The organism is Nocardia sp. NPDC050412 (assembly GCF_044458825.1).
Classification (GTDB): Bacteria; Actinomycetota; Actinomycetes; order Mycobacteriales; family Mycobacteriaceae; genus Nocardia.
In genome coordinates this window covers 102,905-116,250 of the sequence record NZ_JBITIJ010000005.1, presented here as the reverse complement: position 1 = coordinate 116,250, position 13,346 = coordinate 102,905, and the positions used below count along the sequence as shown (strand labels likewise).

The window sequence follows — 13,346 nt, the reverse complement described above, 5'->3', positions numbered from 1 at the left end:
CTTGTTCCGCAGCATCTTTCACGAAGATGCGGCCGTCACGGACGGCGAAGGACCAGCGGCGGTTGAAGGATTCGGCGGTGGTGCGAAATACACCTGCGCGGGCAGTGCAATGTCGGCGGGCGGTAACACTTCCAGACCGACACTGGACCGGTCGCTTGCGCCCTCAGGAGTTCCCATGGTGCCGAGCAAGGTACAGGGCGTATGTTCGGCAGTCGCGGAATGCGCGGTGATGCCGGTGAATACGAGCGTGAGCGCGGTGGTGAGCGCGAATCGAGCGAGAGTGTTCACAACCATCCCAGCGAGCCGAAAGCAATGAGAGCCACCGCGTCGAGCCCCATGATCGCCCCGACTGCCAAGGCCTTGGCGCGCACGGTGGGCAGATCGTGCACCCAGAAGCAGGCCGCGAAGAACGGGACGTAGCCGATCAGCCAGATCAGCGGCGGGAAGCCTGCCTGCCACCTGGACCAGTCCCAGGTCAGCACACCGATCTTGTTGAGCACGATCTCGACGCCAACGGCCAACGCCGCATTCACCGCCACCAGCACCGGACGGTTGGGCAGCCCGAACACGCGCATCTCGCGTGGCGGCAGCAACTTCGCCGCCGCCACGCCCATGATCGCGAACATGAAGCAGATCTCGATATTGAGCCCGATCAAAATTTGATAGGCGGTCGGCCCGACCGCGCCCCACACTGGCGCGCGATCGGTGACATGGAAGACCACGGCGTTCCAGATCTCGTTGATCCAGTCCATCCCCCACAGCGCCAGCCCACCGAACAGCACATTCCAGTTCCGGCGCTCGACCTCGGTGGCATACACGTAAACCACGATCAGCAACAGCGGGATCACATACCACTTGAACTGGCTCGAATCACGAACCAACTCCAGCGCCGCACGGGCGTTATCGGTCATTGGCCAGCCTCTCTTCCGATGACCGCGAACCCCGGAGAGTTTGTTACATCGCTACAGTCATTGTCAATCTGTCATGGCGCGAGCGTCGGGCCGAGGTACCGGTCGGCGACTTTGGTGATTTCGTCGAGGGCGCGCAGTGTTTCCAGTTCCGGGAGCGTCGGCACGCTGAAGACCAATCGCTCTACCCCGGCCTCGGCATAGCCGTCGATCAGTGCTGAATCGACTGCGGCGAACGCGACGGTGACAGGCACGTCATATCCGTCGAGTCGGGCTAATTGGGCCGGTATCGCGGCGGGATCGGCGACCGCGGCGGGAAGCCACCCGAGGCCGTGGCGGATCGCGCGTTCGGCCGCCGCTTCCGCGCCACCGATGAAGATCGGCGGGTGCGGGGTTTGCATGGGTTTCGGCCAGGCATACATCGGGTCGAAATCGATGAAGCGGCCATGATATTCGGCGACGTCCTCGGTCCAGATCGCTCGGATGGCGTCGAGTTGCTCGTCGAGCAGCGCGCCGCGGGTACGCGGATCGGTACCGTGATCGGCCATCTCCTCGCGGTTCCAGCCCGCGCCGACGCCGAATATGAAGCGCCCGCGCGAGATTCGGTCGAGCGTGGCGACCTCCTTCGCGGTGTGGATGACATCGCGCTGGATCAGCAGAGTGACCCCGGTACCGAGGATCAACCGTTCGGTGACCGCCGCAATCGCGCCGAGGGTGACGAACGGATCCAGTGCGCGGTAGTACTCCCGAGGCAATTCGCCTCCACCCGGGGCCGGAGACTTCCGGCTCGCGGGGATATGCGAATGTTCCGGCAGGAACAACGATTCGAATCCCCGCGCCTCCAGCGCCACACCGAGTTTCGGACCGCTGATTCCCTCGTCGGTAACGAAGGTGGTAATGCCTATCTTCATGACTCGAATATTCGAACCTTCACATGTATGTGAAGGTCAACCCGAGGCATTGTGAGGTGGAGCACCTTTGCGTTGCATCTCTGCGGCCGCGGCAGTCGCTTCGTCATCGACTCCCTGGCGTTCGATCCCGATCTTCCACTCAGCGGAAGCTGATCAGGGATAGGCCATCCAACCGTTGGTGTGAAGATTGCGGCCCAGTCGGCCGGTGCAGCTTTCGCGCGGAGGGGCGCACAGCAGCGCCGCCTACTGATCACAGACGATCGAAGGGAGGAACTGATGCCGAAGCGATACGTGATCCTGGAAATCGCGATGGCAAGTGCGATCGCGACAATCACACGGCTGTTCCAGCGGCCGATTCCGCGCGTGTTTCGGTACCGGATTCACCGCCAGATCGGCAATGGCCAGCGCCCATGACCTTGGCTAACCTGGCCGCAGCACGGTACCGCGAGGTCGTGTACATGCCGACCGGTCCCGATGTAGCCCGCGAACTGCGGGCCTTCGCATCGGTCGAGCACTGAGGAAACGGAGCAACTTTCGTGCCAATCCAGCGCCTGAACCATGCCGTCCTGTTCGTCTCCGATGTGGAGCGCTCGGCCACGTTCTACCACGATGTCCTCGGCTTCCGACAGATCGGCGCAATTCCGGGTGGGGTCTTCCTGCAGGCGGCCGGTTCAGCCAACGACCATGACCTGGGTTTGTTCCGATCCACCGAACCGGCCGCTACGCATCGCACCGGACGGGTCGGGCTGTACCACCTGGCCTGGGAGGTGGACACGCTGCGCGAGTTGGGGCGGATCAAGGACGCACTGCGGGCGGCGGACGCTCTGAGCGGAGCGTCGAATCATGCGGTCACCAAGTCGCTGTACGGAGCCGACCCCGACGGCATCGAATTCGAGGTGTGCTGGTTGGTGCCGGATGCCGCGATCGAACAGGAGTTGCGAGGTATGACCGCGCCGACCATGCCGCTCGATCTCGCGGCGGAGATCACCCGATATGGTGCGGATACGCCCGGCGGCCAGCGTACGGATCATGCGGTCTGGCAGCGCTTCCTCGCGGGCGAGACTGCCGACTAGCCCGCGCTTAGAACGGGGAACGCATGGAGCGGATCGGCATAGAACATCTCAGCGTCTTCGGCCTGCCACGGATCGAATTCGTCGACCCGGCAGCGGATCTGGGTGTCCAGAACATATTCTCGCGACGGCTCTGGCCGCCGTCGGACGTCCCGACTTCCGGTTGCTGATCGATACGATGCATCTGATCCGATCCGGTGCCACCCCGAGCGACCTGGCCACCCTGGATCCGAATCTCATTGGCTACGTTCAGATCTGCGACGTTCCTCGCTATCCGACCATCCCGGATTACATGGCGGAATCGATGACGGAGCGGCTCGGACCGGGGGCCGGGGAGCTGCCGCTGTTCGAGATCCTCTCCGCGATTCCACCCAGCACCGTGGTCAGTCTGGAGGTTCCGCAACTGACCGAGGCGCGCAGCGGCGTCAGTCATTACGACCGGATCAGGCCGGCTGTCGAAGCAACTCGTGCGCTGTTGGGTCGACTGACAATCGGAGGGTGAGCGCCCCGCCGCGGGATTCGGGGGAAGGTCTTGACTCCAGATGATGCCTCGCGCACACTACCGAGTAGCAACCGGACAGTACAGTCCGGATTGTCGGATCGCACAGCCGCCACCATGGCCGTCGCACCCTCAACGGATTTCCGCAGCCGATCGACGGACCACCAGCCCGCGGCCGACCTGGCATCGACTATCGATCCACACGAAAGGCAACCCTCATAGCCGAGGGCCACCATGACATCATCGTTGCTTCCCCTGGTTCGGCGTTCCCTGGTGACGGCCGCGGCCACAGCACTGCTGTTGCCGACCGGAATCCTTGCCGCGCAACCGCAGTCGGATATAACCGGCAGCGTTCGAGAAATCTCCGGCCGCACCGATATCGCGGTCGCCCGCGCCGAGTGCGGCCCCGGTTCCGAGCCGGAATCCGAACACCAGGGCGACGTCCCCGCCGCCGACCGGAATGACGGCCGCAGCACCCGCGGCTACCGCTGCAATATGTCGCAGGTCGGCAATTACCCGGGACGCGGCGGGGGTATCTCCTCGGCCAGCTTCGAACATTGCGTCTACGTCGGCACCTTCTTCCCGGGCAACCTGCTGGGGCCCGAACAAGGTGTGCAGGTGCTCGACGTCTCCGATCCCGCCGCGCCGGTGCTCACCGCAACGTTGAACGAACCGGCAATGCTGGCGGGCACCTGGGAAAGCTTGAAGGTCAACGAGACTCGCAAACTGCTCGTCGGCACGGGCGCACCCGTCATAACCGGTGCGGGCCTGCTGTCGGTCTACGACATCTCCGATTGCGCACACCCCCGTCTGCTCAACCCGGGCACCGGAACCAGTCTGAACATGCCACTGCCGATCACCTCACATGAGGGTGGCTTCTCCCCCGACGGCAACACCTACTGGAGCTCGGGCGTCGCCCCGGGCCTGGTCAGCGCGGTCGATCTCACCGATCCGGCCAATCCGCGCGTTATCTGGCAGAACCTGCCCGGATTATCCATGCACGGCTTCGGATTCAGTCCCGACGGGAACACCATGTATCTCGCCAATAACTTCGGCGGACTCATGATCCTCGATATCAGCGCTGTCCAGCGCCGCGATACCGATCCGCAGGTGCGCCAACTGGCCAACATCTCCTGGACCGACGGTTGGGCCACCCAGCACAACATCCCGGTCACATATCGAGGCACACCGTATGTCTTCGCCACCAACGAGGCCGGATCCGGCGGCGTAATGCTGTTCGACGTCTCCGACGCGACGAATCCACGCCTGCGCAACACCATCAAACTCGAGATCGATCTACCCCAGAACGAGGACATCGCAATGGCTTCCGCCGCGGGCGGTTCGCTGTTCGCCTACGACGCGCACTACTGTGCCGCGGATCGGCCCGTCGATCCCACCGCACTGGCCTGCAGCTGGACCTCCTCCGGCATCCGCGTATTCGACGTGCGCGACCCGCTCGCCATCCGCGAGATCGCCTACTACAACCCGCCCGCGCGCACCGGACACAACACCGAGCTGACGAACTCGCCGCATGCACTCGCCTCGATCATCGGGCCGCCGCTGCTCGCGTCGCCGACAGTGGTCCAGACCATATTGCAGGGCCAGTTCGATATGTCCGAGGCCGCCAGTCCGCGCACCGGCATGCTGGCTTTCGGCGATCTGTCCTCGGACTGGTGCTTCTCGGCACCTGAATGGCGTGGCAATCAACTGTGGACCACCTGCGCCGACAGCGGATTCCTGGCGTTGCGACTGGATTCGAGCATCTACACCCCGCCGGCCGATCAGCACTCGACCATGGGCTCATGACCCGGCGAACCTGGATCAGCAGTGCCGCACTCGTCAGCCTGGCCGTACTGCTGCTCGCTGTCGGTGCGGCCATCCGACCGGTGCTGATAACCGATGGCAAGGCCGCGCCGCCCGTGCTGAGCAGTACCGAAATCGGCTTCACACAGGATATGGTCGCCCACCACAGCCAGGCACTGCTCATGACGCAGCGGCTCGACTCGGGAGTCGACGGGACGGTACGGGCACTGGCACAACAGATTTCGGACACCCAGCGCACCGAGATCGGAATGTTGCTCGGCTGGCTACGAATGGCCCGCGTGGTCACGATCAATCCGCACCCGATGGCTTGGATGCACACCGACCAACCGAATCTCATGCAACACCAGCACGCGACACCGACCAGCACCGCCGACCACATGCCCGGTATGGCGACCCAGGCCGAACTCGATGCGCTGGCCGCGGCGCGCGGCGCTGACGCGGAAGCGCTGTTCCTGCGACTCATGCAGCGCCACCATGTCGGCGGCATCCAGATGGCCCAAGCCGCCGATCGCCAATTGTCCAGCGGCATAGTCGAACAGGCGGCCCGCGACATGATCGACACCCAGAGCCGCGAAGTCGGCCTGATGATGCTGCTGACGCAGCGCAGCACCCCGAGCTGACCCACCGCCGACAACGCAAATCATATTTCCGAATTCGGAGAATTAGGTAACGCGATCGGCGCTCTTCGTAGTAAGCAGCCGCAATGTTCGCGCGGAGACGTCCCTCGACAGTGACGTGGTTCCGGGTGTGTCGATGATCGTGGTGCGGGCAAGTCGAGGCAGCGGCCAGTCGACATCGATTCGATCGACCTGCACCGCCATGAGCTTGCCGAGGTCGAAGCTCAGACCACCCTCGGCTCGCTGTATCGGTACATACTCCGACCGGCCGCCCGCGAGCCGGGCGATGACCGTCGGGGTGGCACCGTGCCGGTACCAGGTCACGACGCGGGTGCACTCGGTGGCGTCGGTCGGGGCGATATCTTGGCCGACCAGCGCGTTGAGCAACGTCGACTTTCCGGCCTTGACGGCACCGGCCAATGCGATGCGCAGCGGTTCGTGCAGCCGTCGCGCGCCCTCCTCGAGCAGACCGGTAGCGGACCGGTTGCCGAAGTAGACGCGATGGGCTTCCTCGATGATTCTGTCGACCCTCGTGATCGGCGCCGCGGTGTTCATATCGACACCCGGGTAACCCCGCTCCGGCTGCCGCGAAGCGTCGCCCAGCATGGTTTCACCCATACCGAACATCATCGCGCCACTGCGGCCGCGGTGCCTGCCCAACGCTTCTTTCTCTGCGCTGACCATTGCCGATGGCCCGGGCACAACCCGAGGTCTGAGGGTTTCCAACCCGGGGGAGGATGATCTTCCGCGCCCTCTACGAGGAGAGTTGGTGGTGTTCATGTGTGGGAAGCCTTCGACGGACGAGGCGTCCCTGAAGCACTCAATTGAAGGAACCATCATGAAGAGCACGAAAATTCGCGCAGCCGTAGCGACGGCAGCGCTCGCACCGATGATTGCCCTCGGCTCAGGCGTTGCGACCGCCGATCCCGCGCCGGCCGCTCCTCCGGCGCCGGTCCAAGTGGCGCCCGCTTCAGAACAACTCCCCCAGGCGGCCGATCCCGCCTTCCTGTGGTGGAACCCGTTCCTGTGGTGGGTCTGCTTCGTTCCGCCGATCTTCCCCTTCGGAACGGGCATCTGCCTGGTATGACCTACTCGACGACGGAATAGTTGCAGCTCGAGCGATTGGATAGGACATGTTCAGGAAGTTCGCGAGAGCTGCGGCTGTGCTCGCAGCATGCGCAGCGCTGGCCGGGGTGCAAGTAGGCACTGCGCATGCCGCAGGCCCGTCGGTACTGGGCGGCGGTTCCGGCATTGTCGTCAACGACCAGGGCGTTTGCACGCTCACCACGATCGGGCACGATGCCGCGGGTCGGCTGGTCGGGATCACCGCAGGTCACTGCAATGATGCGGGTAACACGGTGACCGCCGAGGCCAACCGTGACGCCGGCGTCGTCGGCACCTTCGCCTACTCGAACCGCGACATGGACTACGCCGTCATCGCTTTCGATGCGGACAAGGTAGTACCAGTGAATCGCGTTGGTAATACGACGATTACCGGATTGGGCGGTCCGGCGCAGTTCCCGGACGTCGCGTGCAAGGAGGGCTATACCACGGGCCAGACCTGTGGACTGGCCTACGGAGATCTGGACCAGACCAACACTTGGACCTGGACGCAGATATGTGTCCTTCCCGGTGACTCCGGCGCGCCGGTCGTGGTCGGAACAACGCTCGTCGGCATGGTGAACGGATACCTGCGGGTGCCATGCCTGGGACCGGAGCTCGGCGCGAACATCGCCACCATCATCGACGACATCAACGCGCGCGGTGGCATCGGATCGGGTTTCCATCCGATTTAGCCGCCGAAGGGCTACCGTCCGTGGTGATTGACGATCACGCCGCTCTCGAGCGCGCGTTCAACCAGAAACATGCGTTTTTTGTTCTGCGGGAAGGATTCGACGTCGAATATTTTGAACAGCGCCCGCATGTGGGTCTTCACCGTAGCCACGCTCAGGCATAGGTCGTGTGCAATCTGCCAGTTCGATGCAGGGTAGGTGAATCCGGTCCGAGCGTCATACGGGCGACACAGTGCCTCGAGAATCAGATATTGAGCGTCGGTCAGCGCACTCCTGGTCGGCAGGGTGCCGTGGGCAATCGTTACTTCATCTTCGGATGAGTGGTCGTCTGTGAAGATGAAAACCGATTTTCCGAAGCGAATGGTATCGCCGGACTCGAGTTTGCGACACCCGTCGACGCGCTCGCCGTTGACGAAGGTCCCATTTGTGGACAGCCCGTTATCGATGACAACCCAGTAGTCGCTCACCCGCTCGATAATGGCGTGCAGGCGCGAGACCGTAGCGTCGGCGGTCACGGTTATGTCGGCGGCCTCCGACCGCCCGATTGTCATGCTGTGCATGTCGCCATCGAGCGGAATCTCGCGCCAATTTCCATAGCCGATCCGGTGGGAGAGAGTGCCACCAACGGCTGACTGTTGCCACGCACCATCGCCTGCGTCTGGATAGGGTCCGTGACGCAGCGCCTGTGGTCCGTATGGCGTGGCCATGATGCGTCGTTCCCAATCCGAGGTACGTCATGAACTGCGGGCACCGCTTTGTATGCTCAGAATGCGCCTTTCCGCCAGTGATTTGTGCCAATTCAACTAACTTGATGCAAAGGGTGGGGGTCCGGTCGTTCCCGGGGTCTGATTCTGCGGGTATTCCAGACCATGGTGCGGTTACCGAATATCGGGTTGATCGTTCGGTCGCGACTATGCCCCCAGGACACCGTGGCAGATCGCTCAGTCGCCGCTATTGCGGATCCGGGGCGGGCAGCGGCCAGCGATCCACCGTATGCAGGGTCGAACCGGCTTGGCGCGCATAGTATTCGGCGTGTAGGGCCTGGGGGTGTAGGCGGCGGGCGGCGGCCAGCCAGCCGCCTGCCTGGCGGAGTACTTCGGTACGGGTGAGCGGGGGGTCGTCACCCAGCAGCAGACCACCGTGTTCAGGGGCGAGAACCACCGCCGATCCGAGGTGCTGCAGGCAGCGGCCGGTACCGAGATCGTCATCGAGCTCGCGGTAGGCGGTTAGTGCGCGTTGCCATTGCCGAAGGGCACGGCGGGGTTCACCGCGGGTCCACCAGAGGACGCCGAGCGTTTCGCGCGTCTGGGCACGGCCGTCGGGGTCGCGGCCGTCGCGGGTCAGCGATTCGGCCAATTCCAGGCGGTCTTGGGCGGCGTCCAGTCGACCTTGATGCAAGTGGACGACGGCCAGGTTGATCAGCGTGCAGACCACTCCGGCCAGATCGGTTCGCGGCAGCAACCACCAGGCAGCTTCCAGTTGTTCGGCCGACTCGGACAGCACCGGCGGACTCGGCGGCTCGGCGTCGAGTCGATGCAGCGCGGAGTAGTGCGACCAGCGCGCGGACAGACTGCTGGATAGGGCACGTGGCCGATATTTCGGCGGACGTCGACGCAGCCGGCCGGCCCGGAGCGCGGTCAGCTCACCACGCAGCGGGAAATCGCCGGGATCGGTGAGGTCACCCAGCGCTCGCGCTACGCCGTTGGCATTCTCGGGCAGGCCCTTGCGGGCATACCAGACGTCGAGGGCGTCCGCGATTCTGGCGAGTTCGTGTACCGCCGCCGTCGGTAACCGCGTTGCCGGAGTCGGGAAGAGTGCGCGCAGATATTCTTCTTCCGCTTCGAACCAGCGTCGCGCACCCTTGGCAAAACGAACCGTTTCCAAGGCGACGGCCCAGCGGTTGGCCCGGTCCGCGTAGTGGTGCAGCAGTGCGGGCAACGCCGCCTGCCAGTGTGGTCCGCGAATGACCTCCGCGGTGGGCGGCAGCCGCGGAGCTTCGCGCAGGCAATATCGGTCGGCGCGGAGGTAGCCGATGATCCCGCGCATTTCGAGGTCCGCCAGCACCAGGGTCGCGGTGCGCCCGTCGGGTGCGGAATCCGCAGGCAACCGCGTCGGCGCTTCGAGGACGGCCGACAGCACCGCGAGCAGAGCGGCCGTCTCGAATTCCTGAACCGGCAGGTCCCGCAGTGCCGCGAGGATGGGCTCGTGATCGAGTTCGGAAAGCTGTCGCGGCGGATCGGGACGGTTTCTGGCGGCGACACGTACCGGCTCGCCGGGCTCGACCAGTTCGGCGATCAGGGCGAGTTCCCTTTCGGTGCGCGCTGTTTCGCGAAACCTGTCGATGCGTCGGTAGGCCACATACGTGCCCGCACCGAGCACGGCGACGATGGCGAGCCCACGCAGCAACCCGCCGATCACCTTGACGACATCGTTGTCGCCGAGTGAGTTGACCACGATATTGCGACCGAGTTCGAGTACCAGCGCCCACGCGACGACCTCCGCGGTGCCGAGAACCCCCTCCCAGATCGACGAGCGCGGCGTGATCTGCTGCGGCGCTTCGTATCCGCGTGGCGCCGTCACGACCGCGTCCCGGCGGTCAATCCCGGTACCAGCCAGCGCCGCCAAGTGGCAAGCAACAGCAGCACGGGCAGCACGGCCGACAGCAGCGACCCGGCCGCGAGTTCCGCGGCGTTCTCGTTGAATTGCCGTGCCTCGCCCCACAACAGCAACGACCAGGGGCTGGCACCCGCGCCGTTCATCATCAGCCCGATGAAGAAGTCGTTCCATACCTGGATGAATTCCAGTACCGCGACCGCGACCACGGCGGGACCCGCCGATGTCAGCAGCCGCCGCGTAACGGTGCCCGGACTGGCCAGCCCGTGCAGCGCCGCCTCGGCCGGACTGTCCGGCGGGGCCAGCATCGCACCGCGCAGGATCAGGATCGCGATCGGCAATCCGGCGGCGGCGTGCACGAAGATCAACGGGATCCTGGTGCCGGACAGGTTGAACGTGTCGATGAACGCATCGAGGGAACCGAGGTAGCTCTGCGCAGGTAGCACCGAAAGGACGACCAGGGACACCACCGCGATCCGCGAGACCACACCCTGCTGGCGCCCGGCGGCCAGGCGATGCGCCACCGGTAGAGCGGCCGCCACCACGACGATAGTCGCCAACCCGGCCACCAGTAACGTCGTCTGCCATGCCGCACGGAAGGATTCGTCGCGCCACATGCCGGTGAGAGCGGAGAGTCCGAATCCCTTGGGGCCGTTCAGACAAACGACAATCAGAACCAGGATCGGCACCAACGCCAACAGCGACACCACGCCGATCCCGATCGCGCGCACCGGACCGATGCGGCGGCTGGCATCCACCGGCGGCGAAACCGCCGTGTGGGTCCGGCCGCCGCGCTGTCCGCGCACACCGGTCCGGGGCAGCCAGGCCACGAAACCGACCAGGACCGCCAACGGCAGCGCGTATGCCGCGGCGACGCCCGCGCTGGGATCGCCGTCGGTGGCCAGCCGCCACCACTGCACCGTCGCACTGTCGAGCTGATACTGCATCGAACCGGGTACGCCGATCAGCACCACATCGAACACCCTGGCCGCCGCCACCCCGACGACCAATCCGAGAATCAGCAGGATCGGGCGCACCAACTCCAGCAGTCGCAGCAGCGGGAAACGCTTACCCTGCCCGTGCAGATAGCCCGACCGCACCGGGTCTGCCTCGATGGCCCGGATATCGGCGCGCAACAACCCGGTCAGAAAGCCGAGCCAGGTCCACAGAAACGCCGAACCGAGCATCAGCGCGAACCAGATCCGGTACCCGCCAACGCTTTCGATGCCGAACCAGGCGGCGAGATGTTGGAAGATTATCCGGAAGGCGACACCGGAGACGAACGCCGAGATACCGAACGGCACGATCAGCGGTGCCCACAATCTGCGCGAATCCCGTGACAGCCAGGCGATGCCGACGGCGACGAGCAGTAGGACCAGACCGAAGACGACCCACAGCATGGTCAGCAGGTACGCCCATCGTCCGTCGCCGGCCAGGGCGTCGGCGAGCAGCCAGAGTCCCAGCGCGGTGAGCACGGCGCAAGCCGCGAGCACCGACAGGCGCGCCCTGCTCAACGATCCTCGCCTGCGGATCAGAGTGAAGGCGACCGCGCCACAGGCAATGAGCATGCAGGACAACACGATTCGTGGACGCGCGGGCACCGCGATCGCCACCGTCCACACCGCGGGCGCCACCAGCAACACCGCGATCAACCCGACCGCGAGTAGACCCGCCCAACCGAGCCAGCGGTGCGGCCGCCCACCCGGTATCAGTGGGCCGCGCATCCGGCGCGTCGCGAGCTCGATGCGCAATCCGTTGGCACGGAAGTCGGCGACACCCGTCATCGGCGGCTCCGCTCGAATCCGTCCAACGCGGCGATCGCGCGATCGATCGCCGCATCCGGCCGCTCGGCGGCACCGTCACCGATCGCGACGAGAAAGTCGGTCAGAATGCGCCACAAACCATTACGGCCGCCCACCGCTCCCAGCTGATCGGACAGATCGAATGCGCTCCACGGGCTCTGCGCACGCGCGATCGGATCCAGCAACGCCGAATAGCGCACGGTAGTCCGAATATTCGGGGCGATGAAGCCGCCGTCGCCCTGAATCCACGGCAGCGGTGCCTCCGGCGCGGCCAGCGCCGTCACCACCTCGTCGGCGTGCGAGCCGGCATATCTGGTCACCACCATGACATCGCCGCCGACAATCCGCGGCCGTTCACCACCGAGGCCGGTGACCGGGAACGGTGCGATACCGACCACCTCCTCGGATCGGCGCCCGGAGACCCGAAGGCTGTCACGGACAACGGGTTCGGCGAAATCGGGTGCGATCACCATGGCGGCGCGACGGTGCTCGAACACCTCTCGAATCGCGTCCGGGAACTGACGGGTCAACGCCACGGCGACACCTCCCGCGATGGCGTGCGGTCGACCCCACAGCCGCGCGAGATTCGCGAACGTTTCGCGCACGGCAGGCCGGTCCCAGACACGATCCTGCGAAGTTGTCGTCAAATCGTCGTAGGTGCGCGCAGATTCGGCGCGCAGCACATTCTCGAAGACATCGGTCAGTACCCAGCCGTCCGCGGCGGCGAGCGCGAGCAACCGCATCGGCGTGCCCGCGAGCACCTCGATCCGGTCGACCCAGTCCGCGATCGTCCAATCGGCGGGGTCGCCGAGGTGATACTTGTCGACGGTCTGCCGGTCGTACCAGACCATCGACTTATCGGCGGCCTTGAACGGCACTCCATACGGTTTTCCGTTGTGGTACAACAGCTGTCGCCACAACTCGGGATACCGCGCCCCTTGGTCGTCGGTCCACAGCGCATCGGGGACCGGCCGAAGCTTACCGTCGTCGACAAGCGCGCGAACCTGACCGGCCTGCGGCAGCAGCACGATATCCGGCGCCGACTTCCCGCCCGCACTGAACGCAGTACCGACCTCGTCGCCCATCGGAATCACATCCACCGATCGCGCGAACGGCATCGGCGCCAACACCTTCCGGAAGGCCGCCAGCTCCGCGCCACTCCACGAGACCCCGATCCGAATCGACGCCGAGTCGCCCCACAACAGCTGCGGCGCACACGCGGCCAGCGGCAGCACCCAACCCGCTTGCAGCAAAGCTCTTCTGGTCCCCATGCTCCCCCAACAGAGCGGAAACGGTGTCGCCGAGGATT

At 65.0% G+C, this 13,346-nt stretch carries 13 protein-coding genes and 1 pseudogene; 6 read left to right on the top strand and 8 right to left on the bottom strand.

Annotated features, from left to right (window positions below):
- Positions 1 to 18 precede the first annotated feature (18 nt).
- The 3 genes from ACIBI6_RS14980 to ACIBI6_RS14970 form a co-directional block, all read right to left on the bottom strand.
- Positions 19 to 294: a hypothetical protein gene (locus tag ACIBI6_RS14980; protein ID WP_396956591.1), complete on the bottom strand. Its 276-nt coding sequence runs from the start codon at positions 292 to 294 to the stop codon at positions 19 to 21.
- Positions 285 to 911, bottom strand: a complete 627-nt coding sequence (locus tag ACIBI6_RS14975) for a hypothetical protein (RefSeq protein ID WP_396956590.1) — start codon at positions 909 to 911, stop codon at positions 285 to 287. Before ACIBI6_RS14975 ends, ACIBI6_RS14980 begins: the two co-directional genes overlap by 10 nt.
- Positions 912 to 982: 71 nt before the next feature.
- A complete protein-coding gene (locus tag ACIBI6_RS14970) occupies positions 983 to 1,819 on the bottom strand; it encodes an LLM class F420-dependent oxidoreductase (protein WP_396956589.1) in 837 nt (278 codons plus the stop codon).
- 536 nt (positions 1,820 to 2,355) lie between these two features.
- On the opposite strand from ACIBI6_RS14970, the gene ACIBI6_RS14965 reads away from it, so the two are divergent.
- From ACIBI6_RS14965 to ACIBI6_RS14950, 4 genes are all read left to right on the top strand, one after another.
- Complete coding sequence (locus tag ACIBI6_RS14965) at positions 2,356 to 2,892, top strand: VOC family protein (RefSeq protein ID WP_396956588.1); 537 nt, start codon at positions 2,356 to 2,358, stop codon at positions 2,890 to 2,892.
- Positions 2,893 to 3,067: 175 nt separating this feature from the next.
- A complete protein-coding gene (locus tag ACIBI6_RS14960; protein ID WP_396956587.1) occupies positions 3,068 to 3,391 on the top strand; it encodes a hypothetical protein in 324 nt (107 codons plus the stop codon).
- 231 nt (positions 3,392 to 3,622) lie between these two features.
- The gene (locus ACIBI6_RS14955; protein ID WP_364345859.1) at positions 3,623 to 5,194 is read left to right on the top strand and encodes a hypothetical protein; all 1,572 of its coding nucleotides are present in this window, start codon (positions 3,623 to 3,625) and stop codon (positions 5,192 to 5,194) included.
- Positions 5,191 to 5,832 (top strand): DUF305 domain-containing protein, encoded by a 642-nt coding sequence (locus ACIBI6_RS14950; protein WP_396956585.1) that lies wholly within the window; start codon positions 5,191 to 5,193, stop codon positions 5,830 to 5,832. Before ACIBI6_RS14955 ends, ACIBI6_RS14950 begins: the two co-directional genes overlap by 4 nt.
- A 69-nt stretch (positions 5,833 to 5,901) precedes the next feature.
- Here ACIBI6_RS14950 and ACIBI6_RS14945 read toward each other — a convergent pair.
- Positions 5,902 to 6,384: pseudogene (locus ACIBI6_RS14945) on the bottom strand (dynamin family protein); the annotation flags it as partial.
- A 283-nt stretch (positions 6,385 to 6,667) separates the two neighbouring features.
- Here ACIBI6_RS14945 and ACIBI6_RS14940 point away from each other — a divergent pair.
- A complete protein-coding gene (locus ACIBI6_RS14940) occupies positions 6,668 to 6,916 on the top strand; it encodes a hypothetical protein (RefSeq protein WP_364345855.1) in 249 nt (82 codons plus the stop codon).
- Positions 6,917 to 6,962: 46 nt separating this feature from the next.
- The gene (locus tag ACIBI6_RS14935; protein ID WP_364345853.1) at positions 6,963 to 7,625 is read left to right on the top strand and encodes a S1 family peptidase; all 663 of its coding nucleotides are present in this window, start codon (positions 6,963 to 6,965) and stop codon (positions 7,623 to 7,625) included.
- Positions 7,626 to 7,636: 11 nt separating this feature from the next.
- On the opposite strand, the gene ACIBI6_RS14930 is transcribed toward ACIBI6_RS14935, so the two are convergent.
- From ACIBI6_RS14930 to ACIBI6_RS14915, 4 genes are all read right to left on the bottom strand, one after another.
- Positions 7,637 to 8,329, bottom strand: coding sequence for an FHA domain-containing protein (locus ACIBI6_RS14930; protein WP_396956584.1), 693 nt, complete (start codon positions 8,327 to 8,329; stop codon positions 7,637 to 7,639).
- Between the two features lie 244 nt (positions 8,330 to 8,573).
- Positions 8,574 to 10,202 carry a tetratricopeptide repeat protein gene (locus tag ACIBI6_RS14925; protein ID WP_364345849.1) on the bottom strand — a complete coding sequence of 543 codons (1,629 nt, stop codon included), beginning with the start codon at positions 10,200 to 10,202 and terminating at the stop codon, positions 8,574 to 8,576.
- A complete protein-coding gene (locus ACIBI6_RS14920) occupies positions 10,199 to 12,019 on the bottom strand; it encodes a hypothetical protein (RefSeq protein WP_396956582.1) in 1,821 nt (606 codons plus the stop codon). Before ACIBI6_RS14920 ends, ACIBI6_RS14925 begins: the two co-directional genes overlap by 4 nt.
- Positions 12,016 to 13,308, bottom strand: coding sequence for an ABC transporter substrate-binding protein (locus tag ACIBI6_RS14915; RefSeq protein ID WP_396956581.1), 1,293 nt, complete (start codon positions 13,306 to 13,308; stop codon positions 12,016 to 12,018). Before ACIBI6_RS14915 ends, ACIBI6_RS14920 begins: the two co-directional genes overlap by 4 nt.
- Positions 13,309 to 13,346: the final 38 nt, after the last annotated feature.